The sequence below is a fragment of the Vibrio sp. ZF 223 genome (assembly GCF_003050585.1).
Lineage (GTDB): Bacteria > Pseudomonadota > Gammaproteobacteria > Enterobacterales > Vibrionaceae > Vibrio > Vibrio crassostreae.
Map to the genome: position 1 here is coordinate 1 of NZ_PIGB01000013.1, position 15,887 is coordinate 15,887.

Sequence of the window (15,887 nt, forward strand, 5' to 3'; positions counted from 1 at the left end):
GCACCAACGTTCTCACCTGCACGACCTTCGTCAAGCAGTTTACGGAACATTTCAACACCAGTACAAGTAGTAAGAGTAGTCTCTTTGATACCAACGATTTCTACTTCGTCACCTACACGTAGGATACCGCGCTCGATACGACCAGTTACAACAGTACCACGACCTTGGATTGAGAATACATCTTCAATTGGTAGTAGGAACGGTTGGTCAACTGCACGCTCTGGCTCAGGAATGTAAGAATCTAGTGCTTCTGCAAGCTCAACGATCTTGTCTTCCCACTGCTTCTCGCCGTTTAGTGCGCCAAGTGCAGAACCTTGGATAACTGGTAGGTCATCACCTGGGAAGTCGTATTCAGAAAGAAGTTCACGAACTTCCATCTCAACTAGCTCAAGTAGCTCTTCGTCATCAACCATGTCACATTTGTTCATGAATACGATGATGTAAGGGATACCAACTTGACGACCAAGTAGGATGTGCTCACGAGTTTGAGGCATAGGGCCGTCAGTCGCAGCAACAACTAGGATACCGCCGTCCATTTGTGCAGCACCAGTGATCATGTTTTTAACATAATCCGCGTGTCCTGGACAGTCTACGTGTGCGTAGTGACGTGCTGGAGTGTCGTACTCAACGTGAGAAGTTGCGATTGTGATACCGCGCTCACGCTCTTCTGGAGCGTTATCGATAGATGCGAAATCTTTAGCAACACCGCCGTATACTTTTGCAAGAGTAGTACAGATAGCAGCAGTTAGAGTTGTTTTACCGTGGTCAACGTGGCCGATAGTACCAACGTTTACGTGCGGTTTCGTACGTTCAAATTTTTCTTTAGACACAATCGTGTTCCTTCCTAGTTATGATTCGCCACGTTCATTATTGAGCGAGACGCGCCAGAAATTGCTATTTTATGCGCCAACTCTCGTTAGCGCAATATTTGGACGCATTGTTCTTTCAAAAAATGAAAAAAAATGCCTTCCTTTTGTTTAACCACGCTCTGCAATGATTGCTTTTGCAACATTGTTAGGCACTTCAGCGTACTCACTAAACTCCATAGAGTAAGAAGCACGACCTTGTGTCGCAGAACGTAAATCAGTTGCGTAACCGAACATGACAGACAACGGAACTTGTGCACGAATTATCTTCAGGCCAGCTGTCCCCTCGTCCATACCTTCGATGATGCCGCGACGACGGTTAATATCGCCAACAACGTCACCCATCCAGTCTTCTGGAGTAGTTACTTCAACTTTCATCATAGGCTCAAGCAAAACTGGTTGCGCTTCAAGTGCACCCGTTCTGAAAGCCATAGAGGCAGCGATTGTAAACGCCATCTCACTTGAATCTGTTTCATGGTAAGAACCATCATATAGTGTAGCTTTGATATCCAAAACTGGATAGCCAGCAAGCACACCATTGTTCATCTGCTCTTCAACGCCTTTAGCGACTGAAGCAATAAACTCTTTCGGTACGATACCATTGGCAATTTCATCCACAAAGACAAAGCCTTCGCCAGCTTCTGATGGTTCCAGTTTTAGCCATACGTGACCGTACTGACCTTTACCACCATGTTCACGGATAAATTTACCTTCCGCTTTCGCTGTACCACGAATAGTCTCACGGTAAGCCACTTGCGGGTTACCAACGTTGCAGTTCACGCTAAATTCACGCTTCATACGGTCAACGATGATATCTAAGTGTAGTTCACCCATACCAGAAATTAGAGTCTGGCCAGTTTCCGCATCCATATCAACGCGGAACGATGGGTCTTCCGCTGCTAGTTTACCTAGAGCGATAGTCATTTTATCTTGATCAGCTTGAGAGCTTGGCTCTACAACGATCTGAATAACTGGGTCTGGGAACTCCATGCGCTCAAGAACAATCTTATGGTTCTGGTCACAAAGGGTTTCACCAGTAGTCACATCTTTCAGGCCAATGATAGCTGCGATGTCACCTGCTCGTACTTCTTTTACTTCTTCACGCTTGTTTGAGTGCATTTGAACAATGCGACCTAAGCGTTCACGTTGCTTCTTCACAGAGTTGTAAGCTGTTTTACCGCTTTCAACAACACCAGAGTAAACACGGATGAAAGTTAAAGTACCAACGAATGGGTCTGTTGCAATCTTGAATGCTAGCGCTGAGAACGGTTCTTTGTCGTCTGCGTGACGCTCTGCTTCGTTCTCGTCTTCATCGATACCTTTAATTGCAGGGACATCAACTGGAGAAGGAAGGAAATCAACAACTGCATCTAGAACAGCTTGTACACCTTTGTTTTTGAATGCACTACCACAAGTAGCAAGTACGATTTCATTATTAAGGGTACGAGTACGAAGACCTTGTTTGATTTCAGCTTCTGTTAGTTCACCTTCTTCAAGGTACTTATCCATCAGCTCTTCATTTGCTTCTGCAGCAGCTTCAACAAGTTCTGTACGATATTCTTCAGCCATTTCTTGCATGTCTGCAGGGATATCTTCGTACGTAAAAGTCATGCCTTGGTCAGCTTCGTTCCAGTTAATTGCCTTCATCTTGATAAGATCGACAACGCCTTGGAAGTTTTCTTCAGCACCAATGTTCAGTTGAATTGGAACAGGAGTTGCGCCTAGGCGGTCCTTGATCTGTTCAACTACGCGCAAGAAGTCTGCGCCGGTACGGTCCATTTTATTAACGAAAACCATACGTGGAACTTGGTACTTATCAGCTTGACGCCATACTGTCTCTGACTGAGGTTCAACACCAGATGAGCCACAGAACACAACAACTGCACCATCAAGTACACGCAAAGAACGTTCTACTTCGATTGTGAAGTCAACGTGTCCAGGAGTGTCGATGATGTTGATACGGTGGTCCGAGAACTGAGCTTCCATACCACGCCAAAACGTAGTGGTTGCTGCTGAAGTGATCGTAATACCGCGCTCTTGCTCTTGCTCCATCCAGTCCATGGTTGCTGCACCATCGTGAACTTCGCCGATTTTATGAGAAAGACCGGTATAGAACAGAATACGTTCACTTGTGGTTGTTTTACCTGCATCTACGTGAGCAACGATACCGATATTACGGTATTGCTCTATAGGAGTTTTACGAGCCACGGTTGAATCCTCTTATTAGAGACTTAGGGACTATTGCTATGCCTAGATTATGCGTTAAAAGCGATGCTTCGCTAAAAATTGCTTGCCCTAGAAATAGCAATAGTTCCTAGCATAAGCATAGGAACTAAAGAAGTGCTGCAAGGAACCTTGCAGCACTAAAAAGGTATTACCAACGGTAATGTGCGAACGCTTTGTTTGCGTCAGCCATGCGGTGAACGTCTTCACGTTTCTTAACCGCAGTACCTTTGTTCTCAGACGCGTCTAGCATTTCAGCAGCTAGGCGTTGAGCCATAGATTTTTCACCACGCTTACGCGCAGCTTCAACTACCCAACGCATAGCAAGAGCGTTACGGCGAACCGGACGAACTTCTACAGGTACTTGGTAAGTTGAACCACCTACACGGCGAGATTTAACTTCTACCGCTGGGCGAACATTTTCAAGAGCTTCTTCAAATACAGCTAAGTGGTCTTTACCAGACTTCTCAGCCATTGAATCTAGTGCAGTGTAAACGATTTTCTCTGCAGTAGATTTCTTTCCGTCAACCATAAGGATGTTAACGAATTTTGCCAGCAATTCAGATTTGAACTTAGGATCTGGAAGGATCTTACGCTGACCTATTACGCGACGACGTGGCATGGATATTCTCCGTTGTCTTCTTCAGGTTTTTTCCAAAACTTTTCAGAATAATAAATAAAATAGTGTTTGGCCTTACTTAACGCTTTCTTTTAAAAAAGAAAATGCATTAAGACTTAGGACGTTTCACACCGTACTTAGAACGACCTTGTTTACGGTCGTTAACGCCAGCACAGTCTAGCGCGCCGCGAACAGTGTGGTAACGAACACCCGGAAGGTCTTTTACACGACCGCCACGGATTAGTACAACACTGTGCTCTTGAAGGTTGTGACCTTCACCACCGATGTACGAAGTTACTTCGAAACCGTTGGTTAGACGTACACGACATACTTTACGTAGTGCCGAGTTAGGTTTTTTAGGTGTAGTAGTGTAAACACGAGTACATACACCACGTTTTTGTGGGCACGCTTCTAGTGCAGGCACGTTGCTTTTAACAACTTGCTTTACACGAGGCTTGCGAACCAACTGGTTAATAGTTGCCATTAACTAGCTCCTGAAATTTACTTGAAAGTAAGCTTTGTGAAAAATCTATCCCTAATCACAAGTCGTAATTAGGGACGCAAAATTCTATTCAGCAGTGGGAGGTGTGTCAAGAAATATACAGATCTTTTTTAGCCGTCTAGAGCTCAGGATGGTCTAATTTTAACCAAACTGATAAAACACGCTTACCAAGTCACTGATTTGTCTTTCAAAACCGTCAGTTTAACGAAGCCATCGAAGTCAACTTGATCAATGGTACTTGAGACAAGTAGTTGTAAACCTCGGCTATCGAGATCTGGTTTTAACACCGACACCTGCTCTACTGCGCAGATTTGAGTGAATAACTCATGATTTGGAAGGCAAACATACACCGCATCTTCCACCAAAAGGAACTGATCCTGTGGCTGAGAGTAGGTCAATGCGAGTTTAAGTTTGTCGACTGATTTTACGATATGAAGCATAGCGTCCCTTAGAAAGTCAGTATCTGTTGGCACTGAGATAACTTCTGCGTTAACTCGTCGGCTTCAACGGTGGTCACATCGATCAACAGGTTGTCTGCTGAAAGACCAAACTGACTCAGACTATGCTGACACACATACACCTGTTCGATGTCGTAAAGGTCCATAAGTTTGAATGCAGAGATGTAGTCACGCGATAGTGTTTCGTCGGGCTGCTGCGCTTTAAGAAGCTGAGTCACCCCATCACCAACAAAGAACACGGCAATGTCTTCACTGTATGCGGACGCAGCAAGCAGGGCGTCTAACCCTTCTCTACCCGCAGCGGTCGTATGAGGGTAACTGTTAAATATAAAGGCTAACTTTCTCAAAACTGCACCACCCTATCTTGCGTTAGTAGTGCTTCCGATAAGCTCCCTAATCCGGCCTGAGTAAATCCAGTTGCTAGGTTAGAGGCACTTAGTTGATGTTGCTCTGCTTCTTCAGAGCTAATCACTCCGCGTCTTAGCGCAGCAGCCACACAGGTTTCAAGGCTAACATCGTGCTCATCAGCCAGCTTTTGCCAAGCTGAAGCTAAGTCAAATTCATCGTTAGCCGGTACGGTAAGGTCTGAGCCGTTACTGACGCCATCTTGATAGAAGAACACACTGTGAAGTTTGTGGCCCTGTTTAATCAGAGCCACGGCAAACTGGTAGGCACTTCTTGCTGACTGTGAGCCATACACCGGCCCATTAACTAGGAGTGTATAGCTTAGCAACCCTCTTCATCCTCTGTTTTACGTTGGCGGATGTATAGGTACACGGTGTGCTTAGAGATGTTCAGTCGCTCAGCAACGCGGTTAATCGCGTCTTTGATGTCGAAAATACCTTTATCGTACAACTCCATCACGATCTGACGGTTCTTAGTATTATTCGATACCGATTTGTCAGCGTTAATTTCTTCTATGGTGCGTTCAACCGTTTGGTCGACAAGTTCTTCAACGTCACTAGCGAAGTTAACCGATGATGCGGCTTCGTCTGCGTCTTGCGTAGGCATGAACGATTGCAGTACTTGTGAGAATGGCGCGTCTAGGTTCACGTTAATACACAGTAGGCCAATCACTCGGTCTTCACCGTTGCGGATAGCAACCGTGATCGACTTCATCAACACTCCACCTTTAGCGCGAGTGAAATATGAACGTGAGAAGTTACGCTTAGAACCTTCAATATCTTTTAGCATCTTCAATGCAAGATCGGTGATCGGCGAGCCAACCTGACGACCTGTATTTTCGCCGTTGGCAATTTTAATCGCAGAAGTATTGAGGTCTTCTAAAGAGTGCAAAACGATTTCACAAAACGGACCAATAAGGCTCGCAATACCGTCAACAACGGCCTCATAAGATCTTAGAATGATTTTATCGTGTTCACTGAATGGCATAACGTGGACTGATTCCATTTCAAGTAACACATCTGCATTGACTGTTTCTGTAGTAGTCACTTATTCCTTACCTTCGTGTGAAAAATCAACAAATTTATGTAAGTTTATCAGAAAATTTTAATTGCACACCTAGCTAACATTGCAACTAGTGATTTAGAACAAGTTTAAAAATCAAATACTCATCTTCAAATCATAAAAAAAGCCTAACTCAAAGTTAGGCTTTTTATTCAATCAACGTATTTTAGTACGAGGCTTTTGACCGATATTACTGTGCAGGAGCTGCTTCAGCGTTATCGATGTTTAGTAGTTCTACTTCGAATACTAGCGTTGAGTTAGCTGGGATAGTCGGTGTGTCTTGCTCACCGTATGCTAGCTCTGGCGGGATAACGAACTTGTACTTAGAACCGACTTGCATCAGCTGTACGCCTTCAGTCCAGCCTGGGATTACGCGGTTTAGTGGGAATGTTGCTGGTTCGCCACGATCGTAAGAGCTATCGAACTGAGTACCATCAGTTAGTGTACCTTTGTAGTGTACTTGAACTGTATCGGTGTCTTTTGGAGAAGCGCCTTCACCTTGTGTCATTACTTGGTAAAGTAGGCCAGATTCAGTTTGCTTAACGCCTTCAGTTTTAGCGAACTCAGCACGGAAGTCATCACCAGCTTTCTTCACTTCTGCAGATTTTTCTGCCGCTTGTGCTTGCATCGTTTCAGCAACACGCTTGTCTAGAGCTTCAAGAGCTGCGCGAGTTTCTTCTTCGTTAAGTGCTGTTTTCTCTGCAAATACGTCTTCGATACCTTGAAGAACCATATCTTTGTCTAGGTTGATACCTAGCTCGCTTGGCTTATCAATGCTTGTGCTTAGGTAGTTAGCGAAAGATACACCGATTGCGTAAGCCGCTTTGTCATCTTCTGTTTTAAAGTTTACTGCTTCAACTTTAACTTCTTCTACCTGTGGAGCTTCTGCCTTTGGTTCTTCTTTCTGACAACCAACTGCTAGCATAACCGTTGCGGCAAGCAGTGATACTTTTAAAACTGATTTCATTGAATTCTCCAATTAATGGCCAAGCCATTGGTTATTGTGCACAAATCTAATGATTAGATTGGTGTGAATACGTTAGTTATAACAATATACTAGTCATATGTCTTTCGACAAAAACCGGATTATTAGACGTGATGCAAATATTTTTCCATTCATTGCTATGTGCAATTGTCATCACCTTGTTAAATGGATGTTTTTTCTTCCAAGATGATGAGCAACGTTGGGAAATTGAACCCAACGGTGCCACCAGCTTTGCACTCAGCAGAGATGGACGCTTCGCCCTGCTCTACTCTCAGCAAAAACAACTACTGCTTTGGGATCTCGCCCAAAACCAAGAGTTGGCTCAGCTTGGCCCACAAGATCAGTTAGAAAACCAAGTATCACGTATCCGTATCTCGGACAATGGCCGTTTTGCCATTACCGCGAGCCAAATGAACTTCGCCGTTTGGGACTTATCTTGGACTCAAGCACAAGGGCTATGGTCTATCTCAGACGGCTTGATTCGCGATGTCGATATCTCTAGCAATGGTGAAAAAGTACTGCTTGGCCTTTCTAATGGCAAAGCCATCTATGTGGACTTAGTCACCGGACGCCGTCTGGAGTTCCTCGCTCACCGAGAAAAAGTGAATTCCGTATCCCTTTCATCCAATGGTCGCTACGCCTTATCCGGTGGCAACGACTACAAAGCCTACCTTTGGGATACTGAGTCGGGCTTGGTATTGCGCTCCTTTGAGCATGAACAAAGAGTAGTACGAGTCGCGCTACAACGCGATGGTGAGCTGGCTTTTACCTCTGATGGCGGCAACCAAGCAATGATTTGGGATCTTGAAACGGGCGAACCTCAAGCACAACTGCAAAGCTGGTCTCGACAGTTGATTTTCTCGAGTGCTCGTTTTTCTGATGACGGCAGTATGTTGGTGACAGGCACACCATCTAGCCAAGTGAGTGTGTGGAATACTCAGGATGGCAAACGAATTTCTCGCCACGATGCTGAGCCACTAAAAGATGCTCGCCCTCCTCGTGCGGTAGTGTATGATGCAGCCTTTGATGATAAGAACCGTGTGATATCGGGCACCTCTGCGGGCATTGCCCAAGCTTGGAATGTGGATTAAGAACGATGACAGAAAAGCGAGTTGAACAACTAGAAAGCCGCGTTAATGACCTAGAGTGTCAGCTAGCTTTCCAAGAACAGACCATTGAAGAACTCAATGAAGCGCTTAGCCAACAGCAAATGTTGATCACGAGAATGCAAGATCAGATGAAGTTCGTGGTTGGCAAAGTGAAAAATATGGATGGCTCTAACCTAGCAGACGCATCAGAAGAGACGCCACCTCCACACTATTAAGTTCAATTCAAATGGGCTACTGCTCATTTGCCATAATTGAAAAACAAAGGGCGGCAGAAAATATCTGTCGCCCTTTGTTTATGTACTTGGTAATTTAATTTACGCCTGTATGAGATTACTCATCAGCATAAATCTTCACTTCTACACGGCCTTGAGTATCAACGCTTGCACGATACATCCCAGAGCTGTTCATACCAAAATGAATATCGCCTTGGTCATCGATAGCGATCAAGCCACCTTCCCCGCCCATGGTTTTCAGTTCACCTTGGATAATGTGTTCACAAGCGGTATGCACATCTTCTTTGAGATAACGCATTCGTGCCGCCACATCACTCGCAACCATCTTTCTTAAGAAGAACTCGCCCATCCCGGTTGTTGAGACAGCAACGTTGCCATTTTCAGCCATGGTTCCTGCACCAATAATCGGAGAATCCCCGACACGACCGTATTTCTTATTGGTCACGCCACCGGTACTGGTGGCTGCCGCTAAGTTGCCCGCTTGGTCTAATGCGACTGCACCGACCGTGCCGTACTTTTTGTCGTCAGGGTATTTCTCAGCTTGCTGTTCATCATATTTCGCTTCAGACAAAGCAAAAATGCCTTTCTCTTTCATCGACTGAAGCTGGTCATAACGGCGTTCAGTAAAGAAGTAGTCTTGCTCAGTAAACGTATATTCATGCTCAAACGCAAACTTCTCGGCGCCTTCACCAATCAATAGTACATGGTCGCTTTTCAGCATCACATCACGCGCAAGTTCAATCGGGTTTTTGATATGACGAACGCCTGCAATTGCCCCCGCATCCATTTCGCGGCCATGCATCACAGAAGCGTCCATTTCAACAAATTCATCATGCGTTAGAACCGAGCCTTTGCCGGCATTAAAGTGGGGACTGTCTTCCATCACCTTAACCGATGCGACTACCGCATCCAGAGCATCACCACCCGATTGCAATATTTTATAACCAGCCAAAACCGATTTTTCCAAAGCCTCGGTAATACCCGCTTTTAATTCATCGCTCATTTGCTCTCGCAAGATGGTTCCTGCACCACCATGAATGGCAATTGAAAAAGGCTGTGACATACAAACTCTCCACTGACGTCGTCTTATAATATTGTGCTATCAATACCACATCCATGGTTCGATGTCTGATAGCGAAAACCAAACTTTTTGCGAATGCTTAGACTTTCGGACACTTGGTTTGGTGGATAAAAGCGAGATCAAAAAGCTAGAATCCTAAACACAAAAAGCCTCCACAAGGGAGGCTTTCAAGATTCTTAAACTAAACCGTTAATTCGGTATTAGTGAGAACCACAGCTACCGCCGCCGCAGCAGCCGTCTTTTTTCTCTTCACCGTGGTCATGGCCTTCGCCACCACAGCAACCGCCTTCGTGGTCATGATCGTGGTCGTGACCGCCACAGCCGCCTTCTTGGTGTACGTGACCGTGTTGAACTTCTTCTTCAGTCGCTTCACGAACCGCTACAACTTCAACGTCAAACGTTAGAGTTTGGCCAGCTAGCATGTGGTTACCATCAACAACAACTTCGTCGCCATCTACTTCAGTAACTTCTACTGGGATTGGACCTTGGTCAGTATCCGCTAGGAAACGCATGCCAACTTCGATTTGCTCAACACCTTGGAATACGTCAGCAGGAACACGTTGAACTAGTGCGTCGTTGTGCTCGCCGTATGCGTCTTCTGGAGTAACCGTTGCAGAGAACTTGTCGCCAGCTACTTTGCCTTCAAGCTCTTTTTCAAGACCTGTAATTAGGTTGTTGTGACCGTGAAGGTAATCTAGTGGAGCTTCTGCAGTTGATTGGTCAACTACTACGCCATCTTCAAGTTTCACTTGATATGCAACACTAACTACTACGTTCTTTTCAATTTTCATGAGAGCTCCAAGGAGGTTTGGACTAAGCTCGAACAGTTGAGCTTAGGAAAAATTCTGTACCCGGATATTATGGGGATCAATTAACGAAACTCAATCATTCAGGCTTAAAAATACCGATCATTTCTTGATTCGCGTGTTCAGATTTCTCTACAGTTTTCGGTTTACGCTGTTCTGTGAAGTCACAATCGACACATTCCACCAGCTCGATATTATTTTCAATCCACCAACGGAGTGTGTCTTGAGTATTACAACTTGGGCAGCTTGCTCCTGCGATAAAGCGTTTTTTCTGTTTCACGTTCTTATCCTTTACTACTCTGGATTCGTAGTTCTTCCACTCTAGATCTATTTAAGAAAAAGCAGAGACCACGTTTATTATTAGATTAGTTATCTAGACTGTTATTTCTTAGCTCAAGCTATATCTCTAAACTCAAGCTATTAGTTATCAATTCAGGCTACTGCCAATAGTTTCGAGACTGGTGATCGTTTTCCATCTCGTGTCCAAAAATCTCTTCAAGCTCTTTACGAGCCTCTTTCGCTCTTTGGGCCAACTCGGCATCTTCGTTATGCTGAGGCAGTAACTCTTTGAGCATACCATTATCCAACTTTCTAAAGTGTGCTTCTGCTCGCTTCGCTTTATATGGATGCATACCAAGTTCAGTCAATGTTTGACGACCTAAATCCAGTGCACCAAGGAAGGTTTCACGAGAGTAGTTACTCACACCGTGGTTAAGTAATTGATATGCTTCAACACGGCTTCGTGCACGAGCTAAGATCTTTAAGCGCGGGAAGTGCTGCTTACATAAATCGACGGTTTTCATGATTTCATCGGGAGAATCAGTACACAGCACAATCGCCTCTGCTTTATCAGCACCAGCTGCGCGTAACAGCTCGAGGTGAGTCGAGTCTCCGTAAAATACTTTGTAGCCAAACTTTCTAAGGATATGGATTTGGCTGGCATCACTCTCAAGAACGGTAATACGAATCTTATTGGCATACATCAAACGACCAATGATCTGACCAAAACGACCAAAGCCTGCAATGATCACTCGAGGACTGCGATCGACAACATCCGAAGACATTGCGTTTTCGCTGATTTGGTTAAGTTGACGAGCAAAGAATCGGTCTTGCAGCTTGAGCATCAATGGCGTGGTCACCATCGACAAACTCACAACCACCAGTAAGAACGACACTTGTTCGCCGCTTAAGATACCTTGAGCACTCGCCGCGGTAAAAATAACGAAAGCGAACTCACCACCTTGGCTGAGAATCATCGCCATGCGACTACGGGCTTTGGCTTGAGTACCGAAAATACGAGCTAGCCCATACAGCACTAAGCCTTTCAAAACCACGAGAGCTAATACAGCAATCAGTATCGCGAATGGGCTTTCAGCAAGTAAACCTAAATTCACCGCCATACCCACAGAGATGAAGAACAGACCAAGCAACAACCCTTTGAATGGGTCAATCGCAATTTCAAGCTCATGTCGATATTCACTTTCAGCTAGAAGCACGCCCGCTAGGAAAGTACCCAATGCCATCGACAAGCCAATCTGTTGCATGATGACGGCAATACCAATCACAAGTAACAGCGCTGCAACAGTAAATAGCTCACGCACACCACTCATAACGACGTAGCGGAACAAAGGCCTCAATAAGAAGTGGCCACCGACCAGCAGACCAATCACACCACCCAGCATCCAAAGCATGTCCGCCCAGCTGCCGCCTGTATTACCTGCTAGCAAAGGTAGCATTGCTAGCATAGGGATTACTGCAATATCTTGGAAAAGTAACACTGCAAAGCCAGACTGCCCCGCTTCTTTACCACCGAGTTCACGCTCTTCAATAACCCGCAACGCGATTGCGGTCGAAGACAAAGCTAAGCCCATACCTATCACTAGGCTAGTTTGCCACGTTAAACCGAACATACAGGCGATGGCGGTAATAATCAGGGTGGTGATCAGCACTTGCGCGCCACCCAGCCCGAGAATGGGGGCTCGCATCTGCCACAATTTTTTGGGGTTAAGCTCTAAGCCAATCAGGAAGAGCAGCAGTACTACCCCGAATTCGGAGAAGTGCAGAATCGCCTCTACGTCACTGATTAAGCCAAGTCCCCAAGGGCCAATCGCGACACCAGCTAACAAGTAACCGAGTACTGAACCCAAGCCAGCTCGCTGCGCGATAGGAACCGCAACCACAGCAGCCGCTAAAAATATAACGCTACTTTGTAGAAAATCATTAGTCAGAGCCATCATCTGCTCCTATATCTTGTAGCGGGTCTCGCAACCAATTTCGATACGCTTCTGCGTGTTGGTAACGCGTCATATCGGTAACATTTCGTGCCCAGTGTAAAACCAAAGGGGATATCCAATTCATCTGACACAAAGCAGCGGTAAGCTCGAATGGTTGCAAAATCTCTTGTAATGGATATTTATTATAGCCTGCGGCACCAAACGCCTCTTCTTTACCACCGGTTGTGATAACGCTACGCCAGTGTTTGCCCTTAAGTGCGCTTTGCTCACCAAAGGCAAAACCCTTACCTAACACGCGATCAAACCACTCTTTCAACAACGAAGGACATGAATACATAAACAAAGGGTGTTGGAACACAATCACATCATATTCAAGCAGCAACTCATGCTCGGAAGGCACATCAATAAAGAAGTCCGGATAGATGGCGTAGAGATCGTGGATTTTGACATTCCCAAGTGACTCTATCTTTTTAACCATGATCTGGTTAGCGATAGAGGTTTGCGGCTCAGGGTGCGCATAGATGACCAGCACCTTTGGCACGGGTTTGTCTGTCGAGGGAGTATTACTCATTCCTTTGAAACATTCCTTTGAAGGCTAAACGGTGGCAAGGCCACAAGAATTTAAGCAAAAGTTATTAATATGTTATTGGCATCATAACGCAAATTGCATTGTGATCGACTTTTATCTGGTTTCAGCCTACTATGCAGGCGTCTGTTCACCTCTAATTTCTATGCTATTTCAATTATGATTACTTTCTCTGATATTCAATTGCTACGCGGCGGTAAGCCACTCCTCGACCAAGCATCTGCGACTTTTCACCCTGGCGACAAGATCGGTTTGGTTGGTAAAAACGGCTGTGGTAAATCTACGCTATTCGCCTTAATTAAGGACGAACTGTCTATTGATGCAGGCTCATTCAGCAAACCTGCCCATTGGGAAATGGCTTGGGTTGCTCAAGAAACACCAGCATTAGAAAGAACAGCAATTGAATACGTGATTGATGGTGACCGTGAATACCGCGGCCTTGAAGATCAACTAGAGAAAGCTGAACAGGCCGACAACGGCACCTTGGTCGCAGAGATCCACGGCAAGATTGAAACCATTGGTGGCTACAGCATCAAGGCTCGCGCTGCCGAGCTGTTAGACGGCCTAGGCTTTAGCCAAGAACAAATGGCGTGGAACCTGACTCAATTCTCAGGTGGTTGGCGTATGCGTTTAAACCTAGCGCAAGCTCTACTGTGTCGCAGTGACCTACTGCTACTCGATGAACCTACCAACCACTTGGATTTAGACGCAGTAATGTGGCTAGAGCGTTGGTTACAAAGCTACCCTGGTACGCTAGTGCTTATCTCGCACGATAGAGACTTCTTAGACCCTATCGTCAACCGCATCGTGCATGTTGAAAATCAACAGCTCAATGAGTACACGGGTAACTACTCATCGTTCGAAACCCAACGAGCGCAAAAACTGATTCTGCGACAAGCGATGTACCAAAAGCAGCAGAAACAGATGTCTCACATGCAGAGCTACATTGACCGTTTCCGTTACAAAGCGTCAAAGGCTCGCCAAGCGCAAAGCCGTATTAAAGCGCTAGAGAAAATGGAACAAGTACTACCTGCTCAGTTTGATAACCCATTCAGCTTTGAGTTTAGAGAGCCAGACGCACTACCAAACCCAATCATGATGATGGATGAGGTATCTGCGGGCTACGACGACAACCTAATTCTAGAAAAGATTCGCTTGAACCTAGTACCGGGCAGTCGTATTGGTTTGCTTGGTCGAAATGGTGCTGGTAAATCCACGCTGATTAAGTTGCTTTCAGGCGAACTGAAACAACAAGGCGGCGAACTGAGCTATTCGCAAGGCGTTAAGATTGGTTACTTTGCACAGCACCAATTGGAAACGCTGCACCCTGAAGAAACCCCGCTGCAACACATGATGCAGATTGCGCCTAAACACACCGAACAACAACTGCGTGATTACCTAGGTAGCTTCGGTTTCCAAGGTGAAAAAGCGCTCGATAAAGTAGCACCTTTCTCCGGTGGTGAAAAAGCACGTTTAGTATTAGCGCTACTGGTATGGCAAAAACCAAACCTGTTGCTACTCGATGAACCAACCAACCACTTGGATCTCGACATGCGTCAAGCGCTGACTTTTGCCCTGCAGACGTTTGAAGGCGCAATGGTTATCGTATCGCACGACCGTTACCTACTGCGTGCAACTACCGATGATTTATACCTTGTACACGACCGCCAAGTAGCACCGTTTGATGGTGACTTAAGCGATTACTACAAGTGGCTAACCGAACAGCAGAAAGTTGAGCGCAAAGAAGCACAAGCATTGGCACCAGCAAAAGACGGTGCCAACAGTGCAGCAGCGAAAAAAGAGCAAAAACGTAAAGAAGCCGAGTTCCGTAAACTGACGGCACCACTGCGTAAAAAGCTTACTCAATTTGAAAAACAGATGGATAAATTAACTCAGGCTCTTGAAGAAGCCGAGCAAGAATTATCCGACACTTCACTGTATGAAGCTGAAAATAAGGCTAAACTGAATAAAGTACTCGCTCTCCAAGCGAGCAGTAAGTCACAGCTAGAAGAAGTTGAAATGGATTGGATGTCCACTCAAGAAGAGCTTGAGCAGATGGAACAGGATATGGATAGCTTATGAGCCCAGAGCACGCCCCAATATCACTAACACTGGAACGACTATGGCAATTTAGCCTTCAGTACTACAGTGTGCGCGGTGTAAAGGATGCGTGCCTAGCTTTGCAAAACCAGTTCCACGGCAACGTCAATTTACTGTTGCTTCTCAAATGGCTTGATGAGCAGCAATTGTCTTTTGCTGAAGAAGAGTGGCACAAAGTACAACAATGCTTGAGCCGCTCTGAAACCCTGCTTCATAGTTATCGAGAGCTACGTAAACACCTCAAAGCACACGTTGTCGACTCACTATACCGTGAAGCCTTACAGTTTGAGTTACAGCTTGAAAAGCAACAACAGTCCGATCTCGTCGACTGTATAAACTCCCTACAGCTTTACGCTAACCAGCAATCACCGCTCGCGTTTCAGTACTGTCGTTTATTAGGAGCAGAAAACCTCTACGACGCTTTTTCTGAACCAGCACCTCAGCCCTAGCTCATTCTCTTTCCTTTTTCTTCAATCAAGATCCAAGCTTAACTGCGCCCTGTCTCTCTTCATTTGCATGCACTGACTAATACGCACAATTAAGTGTTTAACGCACCTAACATTGATATTATTCAACTGGTTACCCATAGCCTGTTTTTGTGTCTCGTATAAGTGAAAG

Annotated in this window: 18 protein-coding genes; 4 read left to right on the top strand and 14 right to left on the bottom strand. The window is 45.4% G+C overall.

Translation table 11 applies throughout. The annotated features are described in order from the left end of the window. The 9 genes from tuf to fkpA all read right to left on the bottom strand — a co-directional run. On the bottom strand, window positions 1-830 hold an 830-nt coding region (gene tuf, locus CWO13_RS20255), incomplete at its 3' end, for an elongation factor Tu (RefSeq protein WP_108083435.1). Window positions 831-977: 147 nt separating this feature from the next. After that, window positions 978-3,074 (bottom strand): elongation factor G, encoded by a 2,097-nt coding sequence (gene fusA / locus CWO13_RS20260; RefSeq protein ID WP_017061101.1) that lies wholly within the window; start codon window positions 3,072-3,074, stop codon window positions 978-980. A 166-nt stretch (window positions 3,075-3,240) separates the two neighbouring features. Next, window positions 3,241-3,711, bottom strand: coding sequence for a 30S ribosomal protein S7 (rpsG, locus tag CWO13_RS20265; RefSeq protein WP_010435163.1), 471 nt, complete (start codon window positions 3,709-3,711; stop codon window positions 3,241-3,243). Between the two features lie 106 nt (window positions 3,712-3,817). Continuing rightward, window positions 3,818-4,192, bottom strand: coding sequence for a 30S ribosomal protein S12 (gene rpsL / locus CWO13_RS20270; RefSeq protein ID WP_004737194.1), 375 nt, complete (start codon window positions 4,190-4,192; stop codon window positions 3,818-3,820). 182 nt (window positions 4,193-4,374) lie between these two features. Next, a complete protein-coding gene (tusB, locus tag CWO13_RS20275) occupies window positions 4,375-4,650 on the bottom strand; it encodes a sulfurtransferase complex subunit TusB (protein ID WP_048659145.1) in 276 nt (91 codons plus the stop codon). A gap of 8 nt (window positions 4,651-4,658) precedes the next feature. Continuing rightward, window positions 4,659-5,015, bottom strand: coding sequence for a sulfurtransferase complex subunit TusC (gene tusC / locus CWO13_RS20280; protein ID WP_102433290.1), 357 nt, complete (start codon window positions 5,013-5,015; stop codon window positions 4,659-4,661). After that, window positions 5,012-5,401, bottom strand: coding sequence for a sulfurtransferase complex subunit TusD (gene tusD / locus CWO13_RS20285; protein ID WP_017063709.1), 390 nt, complete (start codon window positions 5,399-5,401; stop codon window positions 5,012-5,014). Before tusD ends, tusC begins: the two co-directional genes overlap by 4 nt. Then, window positions 5,395-6,120: a helix-turn-helix transcriptional regulator gene (locus CWO13_RS20290; RefSeq protein WP_004729851.1), complete on the bottom strand. Its 726-nt coding sequence runs from the start codon at window positions 6,118-6,120 to the stop codon at window positions 5,395-5,397. Before CWO13_RS20290 ends, tusD begins: the two co-directional genes overlap by 7 nt. Before the next feature lie 205 nt (window positions 6,121-6,325). After that, entirely contained in the window at window positions 6,326-7,102 is a 777-nt protein-coding gene (gene fkpA / locus CWO13_RS20295) for an FKBP-type peptidyl-prolyl cis-trans isomerase (RefSeq protein WP_048659147.1), read from the bottom strand. A gap of 131 nt (window positions 7,103-7,233) precedes the next feature. Here fkpA and CWO13_RS20300 point away from each other — a divergent pair, with 131 nt between their 5' ends. After that, window positions 7,234-8,211, top strand: coding sequence for a WD40 repeat domain-containing protein (locus tag CWO13_RS20300; protein WP_048659148.1), 978 nt, complete (start codon window positions 7,234-7,236; stop codon window positions 8,209-8,211). A 5-nt stretch (window positions 8,212-8,216) separates the two neighbouring features. Further along, on the top strand, window positions 8,217-8,444 hold the full coding sequence (locus CWO13_RS20305; protein WP_009848930.1) for a SlyX family protein: 228 nt from the start codon (window positions 8,217-8,219) through the stop codon (window positions 8,442-8,444). Between the two features lie 115 nt (window positions 8,445-8,559). Here the strand turns inward: CWO13_RS20305 and CWO13_RS20310 are convergent, their stop codons facing one another. The 5 genes from CWO13_RS20310 to kefG form a co-directional block, all read right to left on the bottom strand. After that, complete coding sequence (locus CWO13_RS20310; protein WP_102433292.1) at window positions 8,560-9,525, bottom strand: isoaspartyl peptidase/L-asparaginase family protein; 966 nt, start codon at window positions 9,523-9,525, stop codon at window positions 8,560-8,562. A gap of 218 nt (window positions 9,526-9,743) precedes the next feature. Then, on the bottom strand, window positions 9,744-10,334 hold the full coding sequence (gene slyD / locus CWO13_RS20315; RefSeq protein WP_017061108.1) for a peptidylprolyl isomerase: 591 nt from the start codon (window positions 10,332-10,334) through the stop codon (window positions 9,744-9,746). Between the two features lie 94 nt (window positions 10,335-10,428). Then, entirely contained in the window at window positions 10,429-10,629 is a 201-nt protein-coding gene (locus CWO13_RS20320) for a YheV family putative zinc ribbon protein (protein WP_029235422.1), read from the bottom strand. A 157-nt stretch (window positions 10,630-10,786) separates the two neighbouring features. Continuing rightward, window positions 10,787-12,583: a glutathione-regulated potassium-efflux system protein KefB gene (gene kefB / locus CWO13_RS20325; RefSeq protein ID WP_048659150.1), complete on the bottom strand. Its 1,797-nt coding sequence runs from the start codon at window positions 12,581-12,583 to the stop codon at window positions 10,787-10,789. Continuing rightward, window positions 12,570-13,154, bottom strand: coding sequence for a glutathione-regulated potassium-efflux system ancillary protein KefG (gene kefG, locus CWO13_RS20330; RefSeq protein WP_048659151.1), 585 nt, complete (start codon window positions 13,152-13,154; stop codon window positions 12,570-12,572). Before kefG ends, kefB begins: the two co-directional genes overlap by 14 nt. Before the next feature lie 174 nt (window positions 13,155-13,328). On the opposite strand from kefG, the gene CWO13_RS20335 reads away from it, so the two are divergent. Further along, window positions 13,329-15,251 (top strand): ABC transporter ATP-binding protein, encoded by a 1,923-nt coding sequence (locus CWO13_RS20335; RefSeq protein ID WP_108083436.1) that lies wholly within the window; start codon window positions 13,329-13,331, stop codon window positions 15,249-15,251. Beyond that, window positions 15,248-15,718: a TIGR02444 family protein gene (locus CWO13_RS20340; protein ID WP_048605369.1), complete on the top strand. Its 471-nt coding sequence runs from the start codon at window positions 15,248-15,250 to the stop codon at window positions 15,716-15,718. Before CWO13_RS20335 ends, CWO13_RS20340 begins: the two co-directional genes overlap by 4 nt. The last annotated feature ends 169 nt before the right edge of the window (window positions 15,719-15,887 follow it).